This is a genomic window from Streptomyces sp. NPDC048825, from assembly GCF_043198355.1.
Taxonomy (GTDB): domain Bacteria; phylum Actinomycetota; class Actinomycetes; order Streptomycetales; family Streptomycetaceae; genus Streptomyces; species Streptomyces xiangluensis.
This window is the reverse complement of record NZ_JBICUR010000001.1, coordinates 441,813-463,411: the sequence shown is the minus strand read 5'-3', so window position 1 is coordinate 463,411 and position 21,599 is coordinate 441,813. Positions and strand designations below refer to the sequence as shown.

Here is a 21,599-nt window from a genome sequence, read left to right as displayed (position 1 = left end):
CTGCCGAATCCCTAGCGGAGGGCACCGGAGAATCGGCTGCCGTGGCGATGCAACCCGCTTCCGCCCGCCGGTGTTTCTCCTCCCGTCGGCTCGATCACGGGCCGTGATTCACGACCGATGGTCGGCCTTCGACTCACCGTCGCGAACCCGTGGTGCGAACTGCCGGACGCGTGGGTCACAAGACGAGAGGAAAGCAATGACCGAGCTCGATTCCATCAGCGAGGCGCGGGACAGGCCCGCTGAGAATCGGATGACGTCCCGGCACCGGTTGATCCTGGTTCTCCTGCTCGGCGCCCAGTTCATGCTCGCGGTCGACTTCTCAGTGCTCAACATCGCTGTGCCGACCATCGGCTCCGACCTGGGCTTCAAGCTGAGCAACCTCCAGTGGATCGTCACGGGATTCATGCTGCCCGCCGCGGGCTTCACCCTGCTGTTCGGCCGCATCGCAGACCTGTTCGGCCGACGCAACCTCTTCCTGGTGGGAATGCTGGTCCTCGGCGTTGCGTCGCTGGTCGGCGGTCTTGCGCAGTCGCCCAGCATGCTCCTGGTCGGCCGCATCGGGCAGGGGCTCGCCACCGCGATGGCCACGCCCGCTGCGATGTCGCTGCTCACCACCTCCTTCCCCGAAGGCCCGCTCCGCCAGCGCGCCCTCGGGCTCAACGGCACCCTGTTGACCGGCGGTTTCGCGCTGGGCTCGGTGCTCGGCGGCGTGCTGACGGAACTGCTGAGCTGGCGCTGGGCCTTCCTGATCAACCTGCCGGTGGTCCTGCTGATCCTGCTCTTCGCCCCGCGCATTCTGAGCGACACCGGCGAGCGGACCCGCAGCCGCCTCGACATTCCCGGCGCGGTCACGGTCACCGGCGGTCTGGTGAGCCTGGTCTACGGCATCTCCGCGACCGAGCAGGACGGCTGGGGTGACCCCGTCGTCATCGGCTGCCTGATCCTTGCCGCGGTGCTGCTGGTTTCCTTCTGGTTCATCGAGTTGCGCAGCTCCAGCCCGCTGGCGCCGGTCAGCGTACTCAAGCGACCCACTGTCCGCTGGGGCAACTTCGCAGGGCTCCTCGTCGTCAGCATGCCCAGCGCGGTCGTCTTCCAGATGACGCTCTACTTGCAGGACGTGCTCGACTACAAGCCGCTCGCCTCGGGCCTGGCGTTCGGTGGGTCCAGCATCGCGGCCATCGCGGGCGGGCTCCTCGCCCCCAAGGTGATCGGCGCCATCGGCAGCAAGCGGACCCTCATCACCGCCCTGACGGTCCAAGGGGTGGGCATCCTGGGGCTGATGGCCGTGGACGAGGGCGACGCAGGTATCTACATCGTCCTCACTGCCGTCGCGGTCGCCTTCTTCGGCCACGCTATGGGCCTCGTCTCCTACACGGTCATCGCCACCTCCGGTTTGCCCAATGAGGAGCAGGGCCTGGCCACCGGCCTGAGCACGATGAGCCAGCAGATCGCCCTGACCCTCGGCACTCCGGTGCTGGCCGCCGTCGCGGTCTACGGCGCCGACACGGCCGCCGGCGTCGAGGCGAGCATCGGCAACACCCTCGACGGCATGCATCTGGCGGTGCTCGTGGGCGCCGTGGCCAGCCTCGCGGTCGCGGTGCTCGTGGCTGCCTTCTTCCGCTCCGGAGCCGCGGCCAAGAGCGAAGAGGCAACCGCCTGAGACCGCCCCTCCAGCCCTTCTCGTACTCCTTCTGTTGTTCTTCCCTTCGGCTCCGGCCGGTTCCATGAAAGGCACTTCCATGACTGTCGAGCAGGTCGACGCCTCTGTCACCGAGACCCGCACGATCACCCTCGCCGGTGCCCAGCAAGGCATCGCCGCGGTGCTGCGCAAGGCCGACGAACTGGGCGCGCGGGTGGCGGTCGTCGTCCTCGACGTCGGCGGCCACGTCCTGGCGCTGGCCCGAATGGACGGAGCCGTGGCCGTGGCCACGGGCGTCGCACAGAACAAGGCGAGTACCGCGTTGGTCGTCCGTACGCCCACCAATGAATTCGCGGAGGCCATTAAGCAGGACACGGTCCTCGTGAGCAGCCTCGCCAGCCAGCCCGGCATGGCGCTGTTCTCCGGCGGTCTGCCGCTGTTCTCCGGTGACACGCCGATCGGCGCCATCGGAGTCAGCGGCGGAATGGGGGACGACGACCTGATCGCCGCCCGCGCGGGTGCGGCGGCCATCGTCTAGGCAGTGCCCGTGAATGTGACGGCATCATCTTCCACAATGCTCGCTGACGCCCCCTCATCCGCGCGGAACCACCGGCGCTCGCCGGGCGCGGCGGGCCGCGGTACCGGGCCGGCGCGTCCGACCGCCGCGACCGCCGTCGCGAGCGTGATGTCCGTTTCCCGCCAGCGCGGTGACGACACCTGGCGCACAGTGAAATGGTGACGACCGACGACAGTAGGTACGAGGCGGTGTGCAGCCGCGATGCCCGATTCGACGGCGAGTTCTTCTTCGCCGTCTCGACCACCGGGATCTACTGCCGCCCCAGTTGCCCGGCCACCACACCCAAACGGCACAACGTGTGCTTCTTCCCCACCGCGGCCGCAGCCCAGGGCTCCGGCTTCAGGGCATGCCGCCGCTGCCGCCCGGACGCCGTGCCGGGGTCCGCGGAGTGGAACGCGCGCGTCGACATGGTGGGCCGAGCGATGCGGCTGATCGGCGACGGCGTCGTCGACCGCGAGGGGGTGGCCGGTCTGGCCGCACGCCTGGGCTACAGCGCCCGGCAGGTGCAGCGGCAGCTGAACGCCGAAGTCGGCGCCGGCCCGATCGCCTTGGCCCGGGCCCAGCGGGCGCACACGGCGCGGATACTGCTGCAGACCACCACCATGCAGGCAGCCGAGATCGCCTTCGCCGCCGGGTTCGCCAGCGTGCGGCAGTTCAACGACACCCTCCGCGAGATCTACGCTGCCACCCCCAGCGAACTGCGCGCCGCCAAGCCCGGACGCTACTCGCGCTACGGGGTGGTCGGTACGGCGAACGGGGCGGCCGGGGTGCCGCTGAGGCTGGCGTACCGGCGACCGTACGCGGCTGCCGAGGTCTTCGACTACCTCGCCGCGCGCACCATCACCGGCATCGAGGAACTCGTCGGCAAGCGCGGGGCCCGTCTCTACCGGCGCACCCTGCGCCTCCCGCACGGTACCGGGATCGCCGAAGTCAGCGAGAAGCTCGGGGCGGGCGGCTGGCTGGAGTGCAACCTGCACCTGAGCGATCTGCGTGACCTGACCACCGCCGCCCAGCGCATGCGCCGCTTGTTCGACCTCGACGCCGATCCGTACGCGGTCGCCGAGCGCCTCGGCGCCGACGCCGCGCTCGCCCCGCTGGTCGCTCCGCGGCCCGGCCTGCGCGCCCCGGGCACCGCGGACGCGCACGAACTCGCCGTACGGGCGGTACTGGGCCAGCAGGTCTCCGTAGCCGCCGGGCAGAGACTCGGCAGTGCCCTGGTCGCTGCCTACGGTCAGCCCCTCGCGGCCCCCAGCGGCGCGCTCACCCACGTCTTCCCCACCGCCGACGCCCTGGCCGGGTCATCGCTGAGCGAGCTGGGCATGCCCGGCTCGCGCCGCGACACCCTGCGTACGGTCACCGGCGCGCTTGCCGACGGCACGGTCTGCCTCGACCCGGGCGCGGACCGGGACGAGGCCGAGAAGACCCTGCTCGGCCTGCGCGGCATCGGGCCGTGGACGGCCGGCTACATCCGCATGCGGGCACTGGGCGACCCGGACGTGCTGCTGACCGGTGACGTGGCCATCCAGTCCGGAATGCGGCATGCGGGCGCGGAGGCGGTCGACGCGGAGGGCTGGCGGCCCTGGCGCACGTACGCCATGCACCACTTCTGGAACACCGCCGCCGACCGGCGACGTGCCGCCCCAGCGTGACGTCCGAATTCCGCCAGCACCCACGACCGCCACACCTCATTGTTGGAGGCGGCACGAAAGCGACGGGAAAGAGGAGGCGACGATGACCGCCTACACGACGATCACCAGCCCGCTGGGCGAGCTGCTGCTCGTGGGCGAACACACCGAGGACGGGCTCACGCTGACCTCGCTGTCCATGCCCGGCCAGAAGAACGCGCCGGCCATCCAGTCCGACTGGCTGCACGACTCGGGCGGCTTCGCGGACACCACCCGGCAGCTGGTCGCGTACTTCGCGGGTGAACTCACCGAGTTCGACATCGAGTTCACCCTGAGCGGCACCGACTTCCAGCAGCGCGTCTGGCGCGCCCTGGAGGAGATCCCCTATGGCACCTCGACCACGTACGGGAAGCTCGCCGAGCGGCTCGGCGTGGATCGTGGCCGGGTGCAGGCGCTGGGGGCGGTGATCGGCGCGAACCCACTGCTGCTGGTCCGTCCCTGCCATCGCGTGATCGGCGCGGACGGCACCATGCGCGGGTACGCCGGCGGAGTGGAGCGCAAGGTCCAACTCCTCACTCACGAGGGCGTCCTGCAGCCCACCCTCATCTGAACCACACGCCTTCCCATGGTTCGAGGCCTCCGGAAGTCGACGGTGGAACACGATGTGAGGCCTCTTGAAAGGAGCGAGACCGATGACGGTCTACACGACGATGGACAGCCCGTTGGGCGAACTGCTGCTGGTGGGCGAGAAAGCGGCCACCGCGAAGGACGGCACCGCGCTCGCCTCGCTGTCCGTGCCCGGCCAGAAGTACGCCGTGGTCGTCCGGGACGGCTGGACCGAGGACGCGGACGCGTTCACGGAGATCGTCTCCCAGCTGCGCTCCTACTTCGAGGGCAGGGTGACCGGCTTCGACATCGAGTTCGTCACCGGCGGCAGCGACTTCCGGCAGCGGGTGTGGAAGGCGCTGGAGGCCATCCCGTACGGCACCACCCTCAGCTACGGCGACATCGCCGCACAGATCGGCGCGCCGAGGGCCGCTGTCCGCGCGGTGGGAACGGCGATCGGCGCGAACCCGCTGCTGGTCGTACGCCCCTGCCACCGCGTGATCGGCGCCGACGGCGCACTCGCCGGTTACGCCGGAGGCCTGGAGCGCAAGCAGCAGCTCCTCGATCTGGAGAGAGTCCACCGGACTGCCTGACAAGGCCCGCCCCAGGCTCCACGCCGCCTCGGTAGTCGGGCGACACCCTCACCAGCACAAGGAAGCCCTCATCATGACCGACACCACGCACCTGGCGAGCCGCATCGAGGACCGCGTCACGGCCGCCGGCTGGGAGACTCTGACCGAGGAGCTCAACGAGCACGGCAACGCACTCACCGGCCGGCTGCTGACCCCCGACGAGTGCCACCGGATCACCGCCCTGTACGACGATCACGAGCGCTTCCGCACGACTGTCGACATGGCGCGCCACCGCTTCGGCTCCGGCCAGTACCGCTACTTCACACACGACTTGCCCGACGTGGTGGAGGAGTTGCGCGAGGTGCTCTACCCGTGGCTGCTTCCCATCGCCCGCGACTGGGCGGCCAAACTCGGACAGTCCGCACCCTGGCCCGACAGCCTGGAGGAGTGGGTGGCGATGTGCCACGCGGCAGGGCAGGCCAGGTCCGCGCAGATCCTGCTGCGTTACGGGCCCGGCGACTGGAACGCGCTGCACCGCGACGTGTTCGGCGACATGCTCTTCCCGCTCCAGGTCGTCATCGGCCTCGACGAGCCCGGAGCCGACTTCACAGGTGGCGAGTTCATCATGACCGAGCAGCGCCCCCGTGCTCAGTCGCGAGGATCGTCCACGACCATCCCGCAGGGCCACGGGCTGATCTTCACCACGCGCGACCGACCCGTGGCCTCCAAACGGGGCTGGTCCACCGCCCCGATGCGGCACGGCGTGAGCACCGTCCGCTCCGGACGCCGGCACACGCTCGGCCTCGTCTTCCACGACGCGGCATGACCGCCTCCATACGTGACGCCGGTCAGAACCAGCGCACGTACACGCTGATCGGCCGAGACGGACTGCCCTATCAGAGCAGCACACCGGGCATGCTCGGCGGACACCGACGCGGACGCCTGTACGGCCGCCTGGACTGCCCCTCCGCGCTGCGGGCCATCGCGCGCGGCCACTATGCCATCCACCGGGTGTTCTTCACCGACGAGACCATCGCGATCGCCGCCGGATACCGGCCCTGCGCGATGTGCCTGCCCAACGAGTACGCCCGCTGGAAAGCGAACCTGGAAAGCACCGCCACACCATGAGCATCCCGAAGGAGCGGGAGTCCTCGCGCTCGCCCCTGATCGGGGCCGCGGAACTGGCCGCCTACGCCGACCTGCCCGCCCCCGCCCCGCACACCGACGCCGAACTCACCGCACTCATCGGCCTGCTGACGCTCCCGAAGGCACGGATCGAGGTCGTCGCCGTCGGCCACAGCCGCGATGCGATCTCCCGCGCCGCTGCCGACGCCTTCGCCACCACGTGGAGGGCCCGCGGCGGGAAGATCCTCACGGTCGTGAACTGGCCCGAGACCGCCGCATCCTGGCTGCGCGCCGCGAACCGGTTGACCGCCGAGCTCCCCGACGCCTGGGTGATGGCCGCAGCCCCGCTCGGCTTCGCCCAACTGGCCCGCCGCCTACGCCACTCCACCGACTGGGACCCGGCCCGCACCTACGCCTTCGCCGCCCTGCGGGACTCCTGCCTCCCGGCGCTCGCCGGTCCGGACACCCTGCACGGCCTGCGCGGCGCCTCCGCCGACGGCGGCACCTGGGACGTCCGCCACCGCTGGGTCACCTCGTATCCGCCCTCCGAGGTGACCACATGACGGCACTGATTCCCCGGCCGGCCATGGAACTCGCCCCGGGCGCGGTCCACGTGCCGGGCTGGCTCACCCCTCGGCAACAGCGCGAACTCGTCGCCGCGTGCCGCGCCTGGGCCACCGGACCGGTGCCGATCCGGCACACCAGGCTGCCGCACGGCGGTGTGATGTCGGTGCAGACGGTGTGCATCGGCTGGCACTGGCAGCCCTACAAGTACACCCGCACCGCCGGTGACGTGAACGGACAGCGGGTCGCCGAATTCCCCCGCTGGATGGTCGAGTTGGGCCGCCGCGCCCTGCTGAAGGCGTACGGCGACGAGAGCACCTCGACCCGTTACACCCCGGACACGGCGCTGATCAACTTCTACGACGGGCAGGCCAGACTCGGCATGCACCAGGACAAGGACGAGAGGTCCACCGCCCCGGTCGTATCCCTGTCCATCGGCGACACCTGCGTCTTCCGCGTCGGCAACACCGAAACCCGCACCAAGCTGTACACCGACATCGAGCTCGCCTCCGGCGACCTGTTCGTCTTCGGCGGCCCTTCCCGCTACATCTACCACGGGGTCCCCAAGGTTTACGAGGGCACCGCGGATCCCGTGACCGGCCTGGCCTCCGGGCGGCTGAACATCACCATGCGGGTCACCGGCCTCACCGATCGGTAGGCGGGACGGTGACCGCCGCATCCTGTGACGACGGCCTGGCCCGTTGCCCGTCGGCTCATCCTGGCCCACCGACCAGCCGTGACACCCACTCCAGTGGCGCATGCCGACGTTCCCACCAGCAGCCCGGAATCGGAGGCCCTGGCCAAGGCCCTGCGCTCGCACGGATTCACGCCTCGTCGTCTCGCCCGGCACCACCACACGCCGCAGCGGCGCCGGGAGCCGTCCGGTAGAGCCGCCCCTCGTGCCCCCGGCCCTGGGCAGAGGGCTCACGCGATGAAAGCGCGGAGCCTGCCATGGGGCAATGCGTCGGACACGTCCACCCTGCCCAACTCCCGGCGGGGGGAGGCAGGTTGGTGCAGCGGCGAGTGTTACGGATATCTGCCGGGGTCAACTTCCGGAGCGGTCCTTGCGATGGAGGTGGCGGAGGCGCCTGCCTGACCTGCCGATGACCGGATCGGTCCGCTGCCGGACCCGATGCGGCCTGTCCCGCCATGCCCGCGGGGCTCAGGCTTGGGGACATGACCCGAGCACTGATCGTCATCGATGTCCAGGAGTCCTTCCGTTCCCGTCCGCTGTGGGCGGCCATCTCCGACCCGAAGATCGCCGACCAGGTGAACCGCCTGGTGCGGCTCGCCCGGCAGGCCGGGGACCTGGTGGTGTGGGTGCTGCACACCGCGCCCGGCACCGGGGATGTCTTCGACCCGGCCCTCGGCCATGTCCGGCTGATGGAGGAACTGGAGCGAGCCGATGGGGAGCCACTGCTCCACAAGACCTCGCACAACGCCTTCACCACCACCAACCTGCAGCAACTCCTCACCGAGCGCGGCATCCGCGAACTCACCGTCTGCGGCATCCGCACCGAGCAGTGCGTGGAGACCACCACCCGCCTCGCCTCCGATCTCGGCTACCAGGTCACCTTCGTCACCGACGCGACCGCGACCAACCCCCTCGCGCACCGCGACGCTCCCGCCGGCCAGAGCGTCGCCGAGCTGCTGGCCGACCCGCGCACGCTGTCTGCCGAAGAGGTCATCCGGCGCACCGAGTACGCCCTTGCCGGACGCTTCGCCACCATCGCGACGGTCGACCAGCTGGAGGCCGCGGCCGGACGTCAGGCATGATGACCGAATCGTGAGCCACGTCGTCTTCTTCCTGGTGCCCGGAGTCCACTTGCTGGACCTGGCCGGCCCCGCGCAGGTCTTCTCCACGGCCGCCGGCTTCGGGCACCCCTACACGCTCACCTACGTCGCCGAGCAGCCACAGGTCTCCACCGCCCAGGGGCTGCCGCTGGTGGCCGGGCTGGACTGGCCCGACCTCGGGCCCGAGGATCTGATCGTGGTGCCCGGCTGGCGGACCGTCACCCTGGCGGACGGCGACCCCGCCATCGGCGCCGCCTCCCTGCAGGTCCTCCGGGACCACCACGCCGGGGGCGGAACGGTGGCCAGCGTCTGCGCCGGAGCCAAGGCGCTCGGCCGGGCCGGCCTGCTCGACGGCCGCCACTGCACCACCCACCACGACGTGCAGGACGAGCTGGCCCTGCGCCACCCCAAGGCGGTGGTCGTCCGCGATGTCCTGTTCACCGCCGACGACCGGGTGATCACCTCGGCCGGCATCGCCAGCGGCATCGATCTGGCCCTGCACATGGTCGCGAACCGGCACGGCCCGGCCGTCGCCGCCCAGGTGGCCCGGAACATGGTCGTCTACGCCCGCCGCAACGGCCACGAGCCGCAGTCCAGCGCGATGCTCCGGCATCGGTCCCACCTCGACGACACCGTGCACCGCGCCCAGGACCTCATCGACGCCCGCTTCGACCAACAACTCCCGCTGTCCGCCCTGGCCTCGGCGGTCGGCGTCAGCGAACGCACACTCACCCGCCTCTTCACCCGAGCCACCGGGCTCACCCCACTGCGGTACCAGCAGACCCTCCGCCTCGAACGCGCCCAGCACCTCATCAGCCACGGCGCGACGATCGACGCCGCCGCCCGCTCAGTCGGTTTCGAGGACCCACGCATGCTGCGCCGCCTCCGCGCCCGCACCGCCTGACGGCGTCAGGTCCTCTGCGCACGCCCGGCCCAGCGTGGCCGCATGCGGTCTACCGCACCGTTCCTAGTGACTGAGCGGGAGTGAGTCCTGCTGCCAGGACGCATGCTCAGCCGCGTGCCCCGAACGGTGTTGGGCACGCTGGTCGCCCGCTTTCGCTCCGCGTCCGGGCGGCACGCATCTGGTGCGTGGTCCGGGAATGCGGGGGCGGGTTTCCTCACGCCGCCAGGTTTCCGGTCCGGCCTGGGCGGTCCGATGCCCGTATCCATCGCACTGGTGGGTACGGGGCGGTGCCGTCCGTCGCCGGATCGGGTGCCCGAGGGCGCGCCGTCCGATCGCCACGGCTGCCGCGTCGTGGCGAGTGGTCTTACGGGTGGGGGTGGTGAGGGGCTGCTGCCAGTGCTGGGCGCCCCACTTCGAGGTGTAGGCCGGATCCACCGCGACGATCGCGATGTCCTGCTCGGCAGCCATTGATACCAGCCGGGCTTTGAGCCGTGCGGTGGGGAAGCGGGAGATCAGACGGCGGAAGCGTTTGTTGCGGCCGTGCTTCTCCCGGGACGTGCCGTCGGTGAAGTCGAGGTCCTCGATTGCGATCGCAGCCCCGCACCGCCGGGCGTAGTGCAGCAGCCGGGTGAGCACGTGCCGGACCTGGGCGTCGCGGTGCTGCGTGCTGCCGGACAGGTCGTAGAAGAAGCGCCGGGGCTCGCCGACCGGGTTGCCGTGGATGTCGAGGTGCCAGGCGGCGAGGTGGTCGTCGTTCATGTCCACCGCCACCACTCCCCGGGCGAGGGCCGCTTCCAGCGGCAGCACGGGCCCGGCGGCACGCTGCCAGGAGGCGGTGACGTACCAGCGGCCGCGCACCGGGTCGTGGTGGATGCGGTAGGCCACCGCCCGGTTCGCCATGATCCGGTCCAGCCACTGCTCGCCCCGGTGTCTGAACGCAACGGTCGCGTCCAGGACGTAGCGGCCGTGCGGGGCGTTGGCCAGATGCGCGAGCGCGGCCGGGAGCCTGATCGAGACCTGCCCGGTATCGGCGATGCGGATGGTCTCGTTCCCCGATCGCTTGCCGGACTCCCCGTCGGCGGCCAGGAACATCCGCGCCGCCTGCCACCGCTGACGCCACGCCTGCTCGTCCAGCCCGGCATCCTCCAGGTGGTGGCGCAGACGGGCGAGTTGTTTGCCGCCGCGCACCACGTGCACCCGGCCCGCCGCCCAGTCCGCCTCCAGCCCTGCCAGCCGGTCCCGCAGGGCGTGCATACGGCGGGACTTGGCGTGCCATTCCGCCCGCGAGCCGTACCCGCGCACCAGCCCCTCGCGCTTGTTCGCCTTGGCGCCCACCGGGCGGGCCAGCCGGGCCTCGATCGCAGCGATCTGCCCGCGCAGCCACGCCATCTCCGCCACCTGGCCGCGCCGGGCCAGCGCCCACTGGTCATGCGTGGCCTTGGTGATACTGCCCGCCCACCGCGCCGACGAACACCCGGTCAACTCCCGCTTCCGAGCAGCCCACGCACCAGCATCATGGGACAGACCCTGCCGGGAACGCACCGCGAGATCCCGCGACGCCAGCGCGCCGAGGAACGCACCGACCTCGGCCAACACGACCGCGTCCGTCTGAGAGACCCGCAGCCGGGCCCGGATCGCCACCCCCGAGGGGCCGGGCACCACAAACGGCGCCGCCACCTCCCGCAGCCCGCCCACCCCACACCCCCAAGCGGTATCGAAGACCGTCACCGCACCCAACGAGCCTCACCCTCGAAGGTCACGCATTCGACATACAAACTCCCGTTCACTCAACAGTGAAGCCCTCCATGCACCTCGTCGCCGACACTGGCACTCACACACACTCGCCAATACGCGCTTGTGCTCGGTTAGCCAGCAGCAGTACGAACCCCCGGCCGTAGTGGCACGCTGCCGCCCATGGGGGCATTGAGGCGCATACGGCACGGTTTACAGGGGCGGCAGCGGGGCCCGGTCGTGGCCGGGTTCGCGGTGGTCGCCGTCATCGGGATGGCCGCCTGCGAGCCCGGCGACGGGCTGAGTTCCGCCGCCGTGGCGATCACCACCGATCAGGCCGGGACACGGGAACTCGAGCGGCAGGGCGTCGATGTGCGGTGGATCAGCTGCACGGCCTCGTACGGGGACAGCACGACCGCCGGCAGTTCGCCCAGTGCGCGGAGTGTGGCGACCGTCGACTGTGTGGGCGAGGACAAGGACGGACGGGACATCACGATCAAGGGGAAGGTGACGCAGGAGGTCGACGGGAAGTGTGTGCGGGGGGATCTGACCGCCAGGGTCGGCGGCAAGGAGTGGTTCAGGGCGGATGTGCTCGGCAACTGCGATGCGGCCGACCCGACCACCACCGTCCCCACCTCGACGCCACCCGACGACGACCAGGGCTCCACCCCGCCCGTCGACCACCACACCACCCCGCCCCACGAGCAGCCCCGGCCCACCGTCACGGTCACCGTGACCAAAACCGTCACCGAGCGGCCGAGTCCCAGCTGCTCCTGCCAACCGGGGAAGTGATCCAAAGCTCTGGCCGGAGGAGGGACCGCTGCATAGGGTGATCGGGTGACACAGACCGCATCCGCTGCATCCCATGCTTCCGCTGCGTCCGCAGCATCCTCGGCGTATTTCCGGTATCCGCATCTCCATGGTGAGTTGATCACCTTCACCGCCGAGGACGACGTCTGGGTCGCGCCCCTCGACGGAGGTCGCGCCTGGCGGGTCAGCGCGGACAACGTTCCTGTGAACCATCCGCGGATCTCCCCGGACGGTACGGCCCTCGCCTGGACGTCCACCCGCGACGGCGCCCCCGAGGTGCACATCGCCCCCATCGACGGCGGCTCCGCCAAGCGCCTTACGCACTGGGGCAGTTGGCGGACCCAGGTACGCGGCTGGACCCCGGACGGCCAGGTGCTCGCACTCAGCACCTACGGCGAGGCCAGCCTGCGGCGCAGCTGGGCGCGGGCCGTACCGCTCGACGGCGGTCCCGCAACCACCCTTCCGTACGGGCCTGTTGGCGGCGTCGCCCACGGCCCCGGCGGCGGCGTCGTCCTGCTGTCCGCGCCCATGGGCCGCGAGGCCGCCTGGTGGAAGCGATACCGGGGCGGCACGGCCGGCAAGCTGTGGATCGATCGCGAGGGGGAGGGCGAGTTCGTACGGCTGCACGCCGACCTGGACGGGAACATCGAGTACCCGTCATGGGTGGGGGACCGGGTCGTCTTCCTCTCCGACCACGAGGGTGTGGGGGCCGTGTACTCCTCCCTCGCCGACGGGTCGGATCTGCGGCGGCACACGGCAGTCGACGGTTTTTATGCCCGTCATGCGGCGACCGACGGTACGCGCGTCGTGTACGCGTCCGCCGGTGAGCTGTGGATCCTCGACGACCTGGACGGGGCCGAGCCGCGGCGGCTCGACATCCGGCTCGGCGGGCAGCGCGTCGACCTCCAGCCGCATCCCGTGAACGCGTCCCGCTGGTTCGGGGCCGGCGCTCCCGACCACACCGGACGCGGCAGTGCCATCGCCGTGCGCGGTGCTGTCCACTGGGTCACCCACCGTTCCGGGCCCGCCCGGGCGCTGGCCGCCGCGCAGGGCGTACGGGCCCGGCTGCCCAGGACGTTCCGCGTGGACGGCGAGGAGCATGTGGTGTGGGTGACGGACGCGGAGGGCGAGGACGCGCTGGAGTTCGCGCCCGCCACCGGGGCCGCACCCGGCGCGACACCGCGCCGGCTCGCCGCCGGGCAGCTCGGCAGGGTGCTCGGGCTCGCGGTGGCGCCCGACGGCAGCCGCGCCGCCGTGGCCTCGCACGACGGGCGGGTGCTGCTCGTCGAGCGGGAGACGGGAGAGGTACGGGAGGTCGACCGCAGCGAGGACGGCGACGTCTCCGGGCTGGTGTTCTCGCCCGACTCGGCCTGGCTGGCCTGGTCGCATCCCGGCCCGCGCCCGCTGCGCCACCTCAAGCTCGCCAACACCGCCGACCTGTCGGTGACCGAGGCGACCCCGCTCCGTTTCCGGGACTACGCGCCCGCGTTCACGCTGGACGGCAAGCACCTGGCGTTCCTGTCGGCCCGTTCCTTCGACCCGGTCTACGACGAGCACGTCTTCGACCTGGCGTTCGTCGGCGGCTCACGGCCGCATCTCATCACGCTCGCCGCCACCACCCCCTCCCCCTTCGGGCCGCAGCGCCACGGCCGTCCCTTCGACGCCCCCGACAAGGAGGAGACGCCCGACAGCGAGGGCGCCCCCACGACCCGTATCGACCTGGACGGACTCGCCGACCGCATCGTGCCGTTCCCCGTCGAGGCCGCCCGCTACTCGCAACTGCGCGCCGCCAAGGACGGCGTGCTGTGGCTGCGCCACCCGGTGCGCGGCGTACTCGGCGCCTCTCGCGCAACGCCCGACGACCCGCACCCGAAGACGGACCTCGAGCGCTACGACCTCGTCCAGCAGCGCATCGAGCATCTCGCCTCGGACGCCGACCACTTCGCGGTCACCGGCGACGGCAAGCGGATCCTGCTGTGGACCGACGGCAAGCTCAAGGTCGTACCGAGCGACCGGCGCGCCTCGAACGACGACGAGAGCGACACCAACATCACCGTCGACCTGTCGCGGGTCCGCCAGAGCGTCGACCCGGCCGCAGAGTGGCGGCAGATGTACGACGAGGCCGGCCGCCTCATGCGCGACAACTTTTGGCGGCCCGACCTCGGCGGGGTCGACTGGGACGGCGTACTCGACCGCTACCGGCCGGTGCTCGACCGGCTCGCCACGCACGACGACCTGGTCGACCTGTTGTGGGAGGTGCAGGGCGAGCTCGGCACGTCGCATGCGTACGTCACTCCGCGCGGCGGCTTCGGCGGCGGGGAGCGGCAGGGGCTGCTCGGCGCGGACATCTCCCGCCATGAGGACGGTAGTTGGCGTATCGACCGGATCCTGCCGTCGGAGACCTCCGACCCGGACGCACAGGCACCGCTCGCCGCGCCCGGCGTCGCGGTCCGCGCCGGCGACGCGATCGTCGCCGTCTCCGGCCAGCCGGTCGACCCGGTGACCGGGCCCGGACCGCTGCTCGTCGGTACGGCCGGAAAGCCGGTCGAGCTGACCATCTCCCCGTCCGGCGGCGGCGATCCACGCCACGCCGTGGTCGTCCCCATCTCCGACGAGGAGCCGCTGCGCTACCACGCCTGGGTCGCAGACCGGCGCGCGTACGTCCACGAGAAGTCCGAGGGCCGGCTCGGCTACCTCCACGTGCCCGACATGGTCGGCTCCGGCTGGGCGCAGCTCCACCGCGACCTGCGCATCGAGGTCGCCAAGGAGGGCCTGGTCGTCGACCTCCGCGAGAACCGTGGCGGCCATACGTCCCAGCTCGTCGTCGAGAAGCTCGCCCGGCGCATCGTCGGCTGGGACCTGCCGCGCGGACTGCGCCCGTACAGCTACCCCGAGGACGCGCCGCGTGGCCCGGTCGTCGCCGTCGCCAATGAGTTCTCCGGCTCGGACGGCGACATCGTCAACGCGGCGATCAAGGCCCTCGGCATCGGACCGGTGGTCGGTACGCGCACCTGGGGCGGCGTCGTAGGCATCGACAGCCGCTACCGCCTCGTCGACGGCACGCTCGTCACCCAGCCCAAGTACGCGTTCTGGCTGGAGGGTTACGAATGGGGCGTCGAAAACCACGGCGTCGATCCGGACGTCGAGGTCGTCCAGGCCCCACAGGACTACGCGACGGGACGCGACACCCAGCTGGACGAGGCGATCCGTATCGCACTGGCCGCGCTCTCGGAGAACCCGGCGAAGACGGCTCCGCTGTTGCCGGGGGTTGAGTGACGGGGGGTGCCGGGGACTTTGTTTCGCCCACGCCGCCCGCCCCTGCCGGTCCCATCCTTGGGGGCTCCGCCCCAGACCCCCGCTGATCGGCCTCAACGGCCTCGTCCTCAGTCGCCGGACGGGCTGAGATCAAGTCCGTCCGGCGACTGAGGACCGGGGTCTGGTGACGGAGTCCTGGAGGGCGGGGGATGCGTGACGAGGGGCTTACGGCGGAGCCGTAGCCCCCCTCCCCGCCCCCGCCGGTCGATACGATGCCGACGTAACGATCATCCAGCGTGAGGAGGCCGCGCATGGCAGGGGAACCGCAGGACGACTGTCTGTTCTGCAAGATCGTCGGAGGGAGGGTGCCGGCGACCGTTGTGCGGGAGACGGAGACGACCGTTGCCTTTCGTGACATCAACCCGCAGGCGCCCACGCACGTCCTGGTGATCCCGAAGGCCCACCACCGGGACGCCGCCACGCTCGCCGCCGCCGACCCCGCGGCCCTCGCCGACCTGGTGCGCGAGGCCGGTGAGGTCGCGGCCGACGAGAAGCTGGAGAGTTACCGCATCGTCTTCAACACCGGAAGCGGTGCGGGCCAGACCGTCTGGCACGTGCACGCGCACGTCCTGGGTGGCCGCGGTATGCAGTGGCCGCCGGGGTAAGTCACCGTGTCCGTACGCGAATTGGTGGTCCTCGGCACCGCCAGCCAGGTCCCCACCCGGCACCGCAACCACAACGGCTACCTGCTGCGCTGGGACGGGGAGGGCCTGCTCTTCGACCCCGGCGAGGGCACGCAGCGGCAGATGCTGCGTGCCGGGGTCGCGGCCCATGACCTGCACCGGATCTGCGTCACGCACTTCCACGGCGACCACTCGCTGGGCCTCGCCGGAGTGATCCAGCGCATCAACCTCGACCGGGTTCCGCACGAGATCACCGCCCACTATCCGCGGTCCGGCCGGCGGTTCTTCGAACGGCTGCGGTACGCCACCGCCTACCGCGAGACCGTCTCGCTCACCGAAGCACCGGTCGCCGCGGACGGCGTACTCGCGGCCTCGAAGGCGTACGCCCTCGAGGCCCGCAAGCTCGCCCACCCCGTCGAGTCGTACGGCTACCGGCTCGTCGAACCCGACGGACGGCGCATGCTGCCCGAACGGCTCGCCTCGTACGGGATCAAGGGGCCGGACGTGGGGCGGATCCAGCGGGAGGGAGTGCTGGGCGACGTCGCGCTGGAGGACGTGAGCGAGGTGCGGCGCGGGCAGCGGTTCGCGTTCGTCATGGACACCCGGCTGTGCGACGGCGTGTACGCGCTCGCGGAGGGGGCCGACATGCTCGTCATCGAGTCGACCTTCCTTGATGCGGACATCGAACTCGCCGTCGAGTACGGCCATTTGACTGCCGGTCAGGCCGGCGGGGTCGCCCGGGACGCGGGCGTACGGCATCTCGTGCTGACGCACTTCAGTCAGCGGTACTCCGAACCCGATGACTTCGAGCGGCAGGCGCGGGCCGCCGGGTTCGAGGGGGAGCTGACGGTGGCGCACGATCTGCTGCGGGTACCGCTTCCGAAACGCCGGTGACCCGGCCCGACGAGGAGCGGCGCGGGCGGCACCTGGCCGAGGTGGAGGCTTACGGGAACGCAGAAGAGCGGCGCGCGCCCGCTGCCGCAGGGCGGCTGTCAGTGGTGTGGTGCACACTGGCTGGAAATCGCAACACCTCAGGGGAGCGCACCGTGACCACGCCCCACGGAGAGGGCCCGTACCGCCGCCACGCCCACGTCGATCCGCTCGCCGGGCTGCGCACACCCGGCGACCCGCCCTGGGACGTCTACCTCACCGGCACCGTCTTCCTCGACATCATCTTCACCGGCCTCGACTCCGCCCCCGTACGCGGCACCGAGTCCTGGGCGCGCGGCATGGGCTCGAGCCCGGGAGGCGTCGCCAACATGGCGACCGCGCTGGCCCGCCTCGGTCTGAAGACCTCCCTGGCGGCGGCCTTCGGGGACGACCACTACGGGGAGTACTGCTGGGACGCCCTGGAACACGGCGAGCACATCGACCTGTCCGCGTCGCGCACGGTGCCCCACTGGCACTCCCCGGTCACCGTCTCCATGGCGTACGAGGGCGAGCGGACCATGGTCAGCCACGGCCACGAACCGCCCCCGGAGGAGCCGGCTCCCGACTGCCCGCCCCGCGCGCGTGCCGCCATCGCCTCGCTGACGCCGGGCACACGCGCGCCCTGGATCGCGCAGGCCGCACGCAAGGGAGCCCGGATCTTCGCCGACGTCGGCTGGGACGACACCGGCCGCTGGGACCTCGCCGCACTCCCCGACCTGGAGCATTGCGAGGCCTTCCTCCCGAACGCCGAGGAGGCCATGCGCTACACCCGCACCCCCTGCCCCCGCGAGGCCGCCCGCGCCCTCACCGACCGCGTACCGCTCGCCGTCGTCACCCTCGGCGCGGAAGGTGCGTACGCCGTCGACGGACGCACGGGAGAGACCGCCGACGTCCCCGCCATCGCCGTCGAGGCCCTCGACCCCACCGGCGCCGGCGACGTCTTCGTGGCCGGCTTCGTCACCGGCACCCTGGCCGGCTGGCCCCTGGCCGACCGCCTCGCCTTCGCCGGCCTCACGGCAGCCCTCTCCGTCCAGGAGTTCGGCGGCTCCCTCTCCGCCCCCGGCTGGGCCGAGATCGCCGCCTGGTGGCGCCGCGTCCAGACGTACGACGACCAGGACCCGTCCGCACTCAGGCGGTACGCCTTCCTGGAGGCGCTTCTCCCGGAGGACGCCAGGCCCTGGCCGCTGCGGCGGGCGGTGCCGACGATCGGGTTCCGGACGTCGGCGTGAGCGCGCGGATCCCCGTACCTTCATGGACCCCGCCCATACCCCTCCGGTAACGGCCCCCGAAAACGCCTACGGCGTTGTCAGTGCTCCGACGTACCCTGGGCAGTGCAAAGGCAGTCGACTGGCTGCGGACCCTGTCGAGGAGGACGAGCAAGGCCTACGAGCCGGCCCATGACTGACACACCCACAGCGCACAGCCCCGTCGAGGGACAAGCGAGAGCGCAGTTCACCGTCCCGCCCAAGCACCCCATGGTGACCGTGCTGGGCTCAGGAGACGCCCTCCTGCGCGTGATCGAGAAGGCCTTCCCGGCGGCCGACATCCACGTCCGGGGCAATGAGATCAGCGCGGTCGGCGACGCCCGCGAGGTGGCCCTCGTCCAGCGCGTTTTTGACGAGATGATGCTGGTGCTCCGCACCGGACAGCCGATGACGGAGGACGCGGTGGAACGCTCGATCGCCATGCTGAGGGCAAGTGAAGACGGGAACGGCCCCGAGGAGACCCCGGCCGAGGTGCTCACCCAGAACATCCTGTCCTCGCGCGGCCGCACGATCCGCCCCAAGACCCTCAACCAGAAGCGGTACGTCGACGCCATCGACAAGCACACCGTCGTCTTCGGCATCGGCCCGGCTGGCACCGGCAAGACCTACCTCGCCATGGCCAAGGCGGTCCAGGCTCTCCAGTCCAAGCAGGTCAACCGCATCATCCTGACCCGCCCCGCGGTCGAGGCGGGCGAGCGGCTCGGCTTCCTGCCCGGCACGCTGTACGAGAAGATCGACCCGTATCTGCGGCCTCTGTACGACGCGCTGCACGACATGCTCGACCCGGACTCGATCCCGCGGCTCATGGCAGCGGGGACGATAGAGGTCGCGCCCCTCGCATACATGCGTGGTCGTACCTTGAACGACGCCTTCATCATCCTGGACGAGGCTCAGAACACGAGCGCCGAGCAGATGAAGATGTTCCTCACCCGGCTCGGCTTCGACTCGAAGATCGTGGTCACCGGTGACGTCACGCAGGTCGACCTCCCGGAGGGCACCAAGTCCGGGCTGCGTCAGGTCCAGGACATCCTGGACGGTGTCCAGGACGTCCACTTCTCGCGGCTCACGTCCCACGATGTCGTACGGCACAAGCTGGTCGGCCGTATCGTCGACGCGTACGAGAAGTACGACAGCGAGAACGGCACGCAGAACGGCTCCCACAAGGGCCGTGACAAACGGAAGTAGACCAAGCCCGATCATGTCGATCGACGTCAACAACGAGTCCGGAACCGAGGTCGACGAACAGGCGATCCTCGACATCGCCCGCTACGCGCTCGCGCGGATGCGTATCCACCCGCTCTCCGAGCTCTCGGTGATCGTCGTGGACGCCGACGCCATGGAGCAGCTCCATATCCAGTGGATGGAGCTGCCGGGACCGACGGACGTGATGTCCTTCCCGATGGACGAGCTGCGTCCGCCGTCGAAGGACGACGACGAGCCGCCGCAGGGGCTGCTCGGTGACATCGTGCTCTGCCCCGAGGTCGCCGAACGGCAGGGCAAGGAGGCGGCGACGCAGCACTCCATGGACGAGGAGCTTCAGCTCCTCACGGTTCATGGAGTGCTGCATCTGCTCGGTTACGACCATGAGCAGCCGAACGAGAAGGCCGAGATGTTCGGCCTGCAGGCCGCCATCGTGGACGGCTGGCGTGCGGAGAAGGGTCTGACCGGCCCCTCCCCGGCCCCGACCGTGTCATGAACCCCCAGATCGTTCTCGGCGCGATCACGCTGGTCGTCGTCGCCTGGCTCGCCGCCTGCGCGGAGGCGGGCCTGGCGCGCGTCTCCAGCTTCCGCGCGGAAGAGGCCGTACGCTCCGGTCGCCGCGGCAGCGCCAAGCTGGCCCAGGTCGCAGCGGACCCGACCCGCTATCTGAACGTCGCGCTGCTCGTGCGCGTCGCCTGCGAGATGGCCTCGGCCGCGCTCGTCACGTACGCCTGCCTGATGGAGTTCGACGAGACATGGGAGGCCCTGTCGATCGCCATCGGCGTGATGGTCCTCGTCTCGTACGTCGCGGTCGGTGTCTCCCCGCGCACGATCGGCCGCCAGCATCCGCTGAACACGGCGACGGCAGCTGCGTACGTCCTGCTGCCCCTGGCGCGTGTCATGGGCCCGATCCCGCCCCTGCTGATCCTCATCGGCAACGCACTGACCCCCGGCAAGGGGTTCCGCCGCGGCCCCTTCGCCTCAGAGGCCGAGTTGCGTGCGATGGTGGACCTCGCCGAGGCGGAGTCCCTCATCGAGGACGACGAGCGCCGGATGGTGCACTCCGTCTTCGAGCTGGGCGACACGCTCGTACGCGAGGTGATGGTGCCGCGTACGGACCTCGTGGTCATCGAGCGCTACAAGACGATCCGGCAGGCGCTGACGCTGGCCCTGCGGTCGGGTTTCTCGCGGATCCCCGTCACCGGGGACAGCGAGGACGACATCGTGGGGATCGTGTATCTGAAGGACCTGGCCCGTAAGACGCACATCAGCCGGGACGCGGAGAGCGAGCTCGTCTCGACGGCGATGCGGCCGGCGGCCTTCGTGCCCGACACGAAGAACGCGGGCGATCTGCTGCGCGAGATGCAGCAGCACCGCAATCACGTCGCGGTCGTCATCGACGAGTACGGCGGCACGGCCGGCATCGTCACCATCGAGGACATCCTGGAGGAGATCGTCGGCGAGATCACGGACGAGTACGACCGTGAACTGCCGCCGGTCGAGAAGCTCGGCGACGACCGCTACCGCGTGACGGCCCGCCTGGACATCGGCGACCTCGGCGAGCTGTACGGCTTCGAGGCGTATGACGACGAGGACGTCGAGACGGTGGGCGGGCTGCTCGCCAAGGCGCTGGGGCGGGTGCCGATCGCGGGCGCTTCGTCCGTGGTGTCGTTGCCGGACGAGCGCGAGCTGCGGCTCACCGCGGAGGCCGCGGCGGGCCGCCGGAACAAGATCGTGACCGTGCTGGTGGAGCCGATGGGCCCGGCGGAGCCGCCGGAGGAGGAGAAGAAGCCGGAGTGACATCTGAGGAACTGCGCACCTTCTGCCTGTCCTTCAACGCGGTGGTGGAGGACTTCCCGTTCAATCCGGAGACGTCCGTCTTCAAGGTTCTGGGCAAGCTGTTCGCGCTGACTCAGCTGGACGGCGTCCCTCTCACGGTGAACCTCAAGTGCGATCCGGAGGACGCGATTCGGCTTCGGAGCGAGTATCCGGGGCTGATCGTGCCGGGCTATCACATGAATAAGCGGCACTGGAACACGGTCACGGTGGACGGGGAGCTTCCGGACCGGCTCGTACGGGAGCTGATCGAGGACTCGTACGACTTGGTGGTGGCCGGCCTGCCCCGCGCCGAGCGGCTCCGGCTGGATCGCCCCTGAACATCTCGCCTGGATGACCTGCCGCTTTGCGGGCACTCGGACGGTGCGAAAGGCGCTGTCACGAGAGGTGGGAAGCCATGGCCCAGAAGTCCGTCCATGAATCCTCCGGCCGGAGCGAGGCGGCCACAGGGCGCGGCAGCTCGACGGCCACCGGTCCCTGCTG

The 21,599-nt window shown here is 70.7% G+C and carries 21 protein-coding genes; 20 read left to right on the top strand and 1 reads right to left on the bottom strand.

The features are described 5' to 3' along the window. Positions 1 to 196 precede the first annotated feature (196 nt). The 11 genes from ACGFNK_RS02095 (at position 197) to ACGFNK_RS02045 (ending at position 9,406) form a co-directional block, all read left to right on the top strand. Complete coding sequence (locus ACGFNK_RS02095; protein ID WP_393411022.1) at positions 197 to 1,660, top strand: MFS transporter; 1,464 nt, start codon at positions 197 to 199, stop codon at positions 1,658 to 1,660. 79 nt (positions 1,661 to 1,739) lie between these two features. Then, complete coding sequence (locus ACGFNK_RS02090; RefSeq protein ID WP_393411020.1) at positions 1,740 to 2,177, top strand: heme-binding protein; 438 nt, start codon at positions 1,740 to 1,742, stop codon at positions 2,175 to 2,177. A gap of 197 nt (positions 2,178 to 2,374) precedes the next feature. After that, positions 2,375 to 3,865: an AlkA N-terminal domain-containing protein gene (locus ACGFNK_RS02085; protein WP_393411018.1), complete on the top strand. Its 1,491-nt coding sequence runs from the start codon at positions 2,375 to 2,377 to the stop codon at positions 3,863 to 3,865. Positions 3,866 to 3,947: 82 nt separating this feature from the next. After that, the gene (locus tag ACGFNK_RS02080) at positions 3,948 to 4,451 is read left to right on the top strand and encodes a methylated-DNA--[protein]-cysteine S-methyltransferase (protein ID WP_393411016.1); all 504 of its coding nucleotides are present in this window, start codon (positions 3,948 to 3,950) and stop codon (positions 4,449 to 4,451) included. 82 nt (positions 4,452 to 4,533) lie between these two features. Then, positions 4,534 to 5,040, top strand: coding sequence for a methylated-DNA--[protein]-cysteine S-methyltransferase (locus ACGFNK_RS02075; protein ID WP_393411014.1), 507 nt, complete (start codon positions 4,534 to 4,536; stop codon positions 5,038 to 5,040). A 73-nt stretch (positions 5,041 to 5,113) separates the two neighbouring features. Beyond that, a complete protein-coding gene (locus ACGFNK_RS02070) occupies positions 5,114 to 5,845 on the top strand; it encodes a 2OG-Fe(II) oxygenase (RefSeq protein ID WP_393411012.1) in 732 nt (243 codons plus the stop codon). Further along, positions 5,842 to 6,147: a metal-binding protein gene (locus tag ACGFNK_RS02065; RefSeq protein WP_393411010.1), complete on the top strand. Its 306-nt coding sequence runs from the start codon at positions 5,842 to 5,844 to the stop codon at positions 6,145 to 6,147. Before ACGFNK_RS02070 ends, ACGFNK_RS02065 begins: the two co-directional genes overlap by 4 nt. After that, positions 6,144 to 6,707 (top strand): hypothetical protein, encoded by a 564-nt coding sequence (locus ACGFNK_RS02060; protein WP_393411008.1) that lies wholly within the window; start codon positions 6,144 to 6,146, stop codon positions 6,705 to 6,707. Before ACGFNK_RS02065 ends, ACGFNK_RS02060 begins: the two co-directional genes overlap by 4 nt. Beyond that, positions 6,704 to 7,366 (top strand): alpha-ketoglutarate-dependent dioxygenase AlkB family protein, encoded by a 663-nt coding sequence (locus ACGFNK_RS02055; protein WP_393411006.1) that lies wholly within the window; start codon positions 6,704 to 6,706, stop codon positions 7,364 to 7,366. The genes ACGFNK_RS02060 and ACGFNK_RS02055 overlap by 4 nt, the downstream gene beginning before the upstream one ends. A gap of 518 nt (positions 7,367 to 7,884) precedes the next feature. Further along, positions 7,885 to 8,484, top strand: a complete 600-nt coding sequence (locus ACGFNK_RS02050; protein WP_393411004.1) for a cysteine hydrolase family protein — start codon at positions 7,885 to 7,887, stop codon at positions 8,482 to 8,484. Between the two features lie 10 nt (positions 8,485 to 8,494). After that, positions 8,495 to 9,406: a GlxA family transcriptional regulator gene (locus ACGFNK_RS02045; protein ID WP_393411002.1), complete on the top strand. Its 912-nt coding sequence runs from the start codon at positions 8,495 to 8,497 to the stop codon at positions 9,404 to 9,406. Positions 9,407 to 9,469: 63 nt separating this feature from the next. Here ACGFNK_RS02045 and ACGFNK_RS02040 read toward each other — a convergent pair whose 3' ends face one another. After that, positions 9,470 to 11,101: an IS200/IS605 family accessory protein TnpB-related protein gene (locus ACGFNK_RS02040; protein ID WP_393412132.1), complete on the bottom strand. Its 1,632-nt coding sequence runs from the start codon at positions 11,099 to 11,101 to the stop codon at positions 9,470 to 9,472. A 219-nt stretch (positions 11,102 to 11,320) separates the two neighbouring features. Between ACGFNK_RS02040 and ACGFNK_RS02035 the strand changes: the two genes are divergently transcribed. The 9 genes from ACGFNK_RS02035 to ACGFNK_RS01995 all read left to right on the top strand — a co-directional run bounded on the left by ACGFNK_RS02035 (position 11,321) and on the right by ACGFNK_RS01995 (position 21,436). Next, on the top strand, positions 11,321 to 11,929 hold the full coding sequence (locus tag ACGFNK_RS02035; protein WP_393411000.1) for a hypothetical protein: 609 nt from the start codon (positions 11,321 to 11,323) through the stop codon (positions 11,927 to 11,929). 135 nt (positions 11,930 to 12,064) lie between these two features. Further along, on the top strand, positions 12,065 to 15,223 hold the full coding sequence (locus ACGFNK_RS02030) for a S41 family peptidase (protein ID WP_393410998.1): 3,159 nt from the start codon (positions 12,065 to 12,067) through the stop codon (positions 15,221 to 15,223). 290 nt (positions 15,224 to 15,513) lie between these two features. Beyond that, the gene (locus ACGFNK_RS02025; protein ID WP_393410996.1) at positions 15,514 to 15,867 is read left to right on the top strand and encodes an HIT domain-containing protein; all 354 of its coding nucleotides are present in this window, start codon (positions 15,514 to 15,516) and stop codon (positions 15,865 to 15,867) included. Positions 15,868 to 15,873: 6 nt separating this feature from the next. Continuing rightward, a complete protein-coding gene (locus ACGFNK_RS02020; protein ID WP_393410994.1) occupies positions 15,874 to 16,779 on the top strand; it encodes a ribonuclease Z in 906 nt (301 codons plus the stop codon). Positions 16,780 to 16,931: 152 nt separating this feature from the next. Beyond that, the gene (locus ACGFNK_RS02015) at positions 16,932 to 18,044 is read left to right on the top strand and encodes a carbohydrate kinase family protein (protein WP_393410992.1); all 1,113 of its coding nucleotides are present in this window, start codon (positions 16,932 to 16,934) and stop codon (positions 18,042 to 18,044) included. A 168-nt stretch (positions 18,045 to 18,212) separates the two neighbouring features. Continuing rightward, positions 18,213 to 19,265 carry a PhoH family protein gene (locus tag ACGFNK_RS02010; protein WP_393410990.1) on the top strand — a complete coding sequence of 351 codons (1,053 nt, stop codon included), beginning with the start codon at positions 18,213 to 18,215 and terminating at the stop codon, positions 19,263 to 19,265. A gap of 13 nt (positions 19,266 to 19,278) precedes the next feature. Beyond that, positions 19,279 to 19,776, top strand: coding sequence for an rRNA maturation RNase YbeY (ybeY, locus tag ACGFNK_RS02005; RefSeq protein WP_393410988.1), 498 nt, complete (start codon positions 19,279 to 19,281; stop codon positions 19,774 to 19,776). Then, positions 19,773 to 21,080 (top strand): hemolysin family protein, encoded by a 1,308-nt coding sequence (locus tag ACGFNK_RS02000; protein WP_393410986.1) that lies wholly within the window; start codon positions 19,773 to 19,775, stop codon positions 21,078 to 21,080. Before ybeY ends, ACGFNK_RS02000 begins: the two co-directional genes overlap by 4 nt. Then, complete coding sequence (locus ACGFNK_RS01995; protein ID WP_393410984.1) at positions 21,077 to 21,436, top strand: MmcQ/YjbR family DNA-binding protein; 360 nt, start codon at positions 21,077 to 21,079, stop codon at positions 21,434 to 21,436. Before ACGFNK_RS02000 ends, ACGFNK_RS01995 begins: the two co-directional genes overlap by 4 nt. Positions 21,437 to 21,599 lie beyond the last annotated feature (163 nt).

Bases quoted from the DNA above. Each gene is read 5' to 3' on its own strand.
- ACGFNK_RS02050 (WP_393411004.1), top strand. From the start codon at position 7,885: ATGACCCGAGCACTGATCGTCATCGATGTCCAGGAGTCCTTCCGTTCC.
- ACGFNK_RS02090 (WP_393411020.1), top strand. From the start codon at position 1,740: ATGACTGTCGAGCAGGTCGACGCCTCTGTCACCGAGACCCGCACGATC.
- ybeY (WP_393410988.1), top strand. From the start codon at position 19,279: ATGTCGATCGACGTCAACAACGAGTCCGGAACCGAGGTCGACGAACAG.
- ACGFNK_RS02000 (WP_393410986.1), top strand. From the start codon at position 19,773: ATGAACCCCCAGATCGTTCTCGGCGCGATCACGCTGGTCGTCGTCGCC.
- ACGFNK_RS02025 (WP_393410996.1), top strand. From the start codon at position 15,514: ATGGCAGGGGAACCGCAGGACGACTGTCTGTTCTGCAAGATCGTCGGA.
- ACGFNK_RS02055 (WP_393411006.1), top strand. From the start codon at position 6,704: ATGACGGCACTGATTCCCCGGCCGGCCATGGAACTCGCCCCGGGCGCG.
- ACGFNK_RS02070 (WP_393411012.1), top strand. From the start codon at position 5,114: ATGACCGACACCACGCACCTGGCGAGCCGCATCGAGGACCGCGTCACG.
- ACGFNK_RS02095 (WP_393411022.1), top strand. From the start codon at position 197: ATGACCGAGCTCGATTCCATCAGCGAGGCGCGGGACAGGCCCGCTGAG.
- ACGFNK_RS02080 (WP_393411016.1), top strand. From the start codon at position 3,948: ATGACCGCCTACACGACGATCACCAGCCCGCTGGGCGAGCTGCTGCTC.
- ACGFNK_RS02075 (WP_393411014.1), top strand. From the start codon at position 4,534: ATGACGGTCTACACGACGATGGACAGCCCGTTGGGCGAACTGCTGCTG.
- ACGFNK_RS02035 (WP_393411000.1), top strand. From the start codon at position 11,321: ATGGGGGCATTGAGGCGCATACGGCACGGTTTACAGGGGCGGCAGCGG.
- ACGFNK_RS02065 (WP_393411010.1), top strand. From the start codon at position 5,842: ATGACCGCCTCCATACGTGACGCCGGTCAGAACCAGCGCACGTACACG.
- ACGFNK_RS02010 (WP_393410990.1), top strand. From the start codon at position 18,213: ATGACTGACACACCCACAGCGCACAGCCCCGTCGAGGGACAAGCGAGA.
- ACGFNK_RS02060 (WP_393411008.1), top strand. From the start codon at position 6,144: ATGAGCATCCCGAAGGAGCGGGAGTCCTCGCGCTCGCCCCTGATCGGG.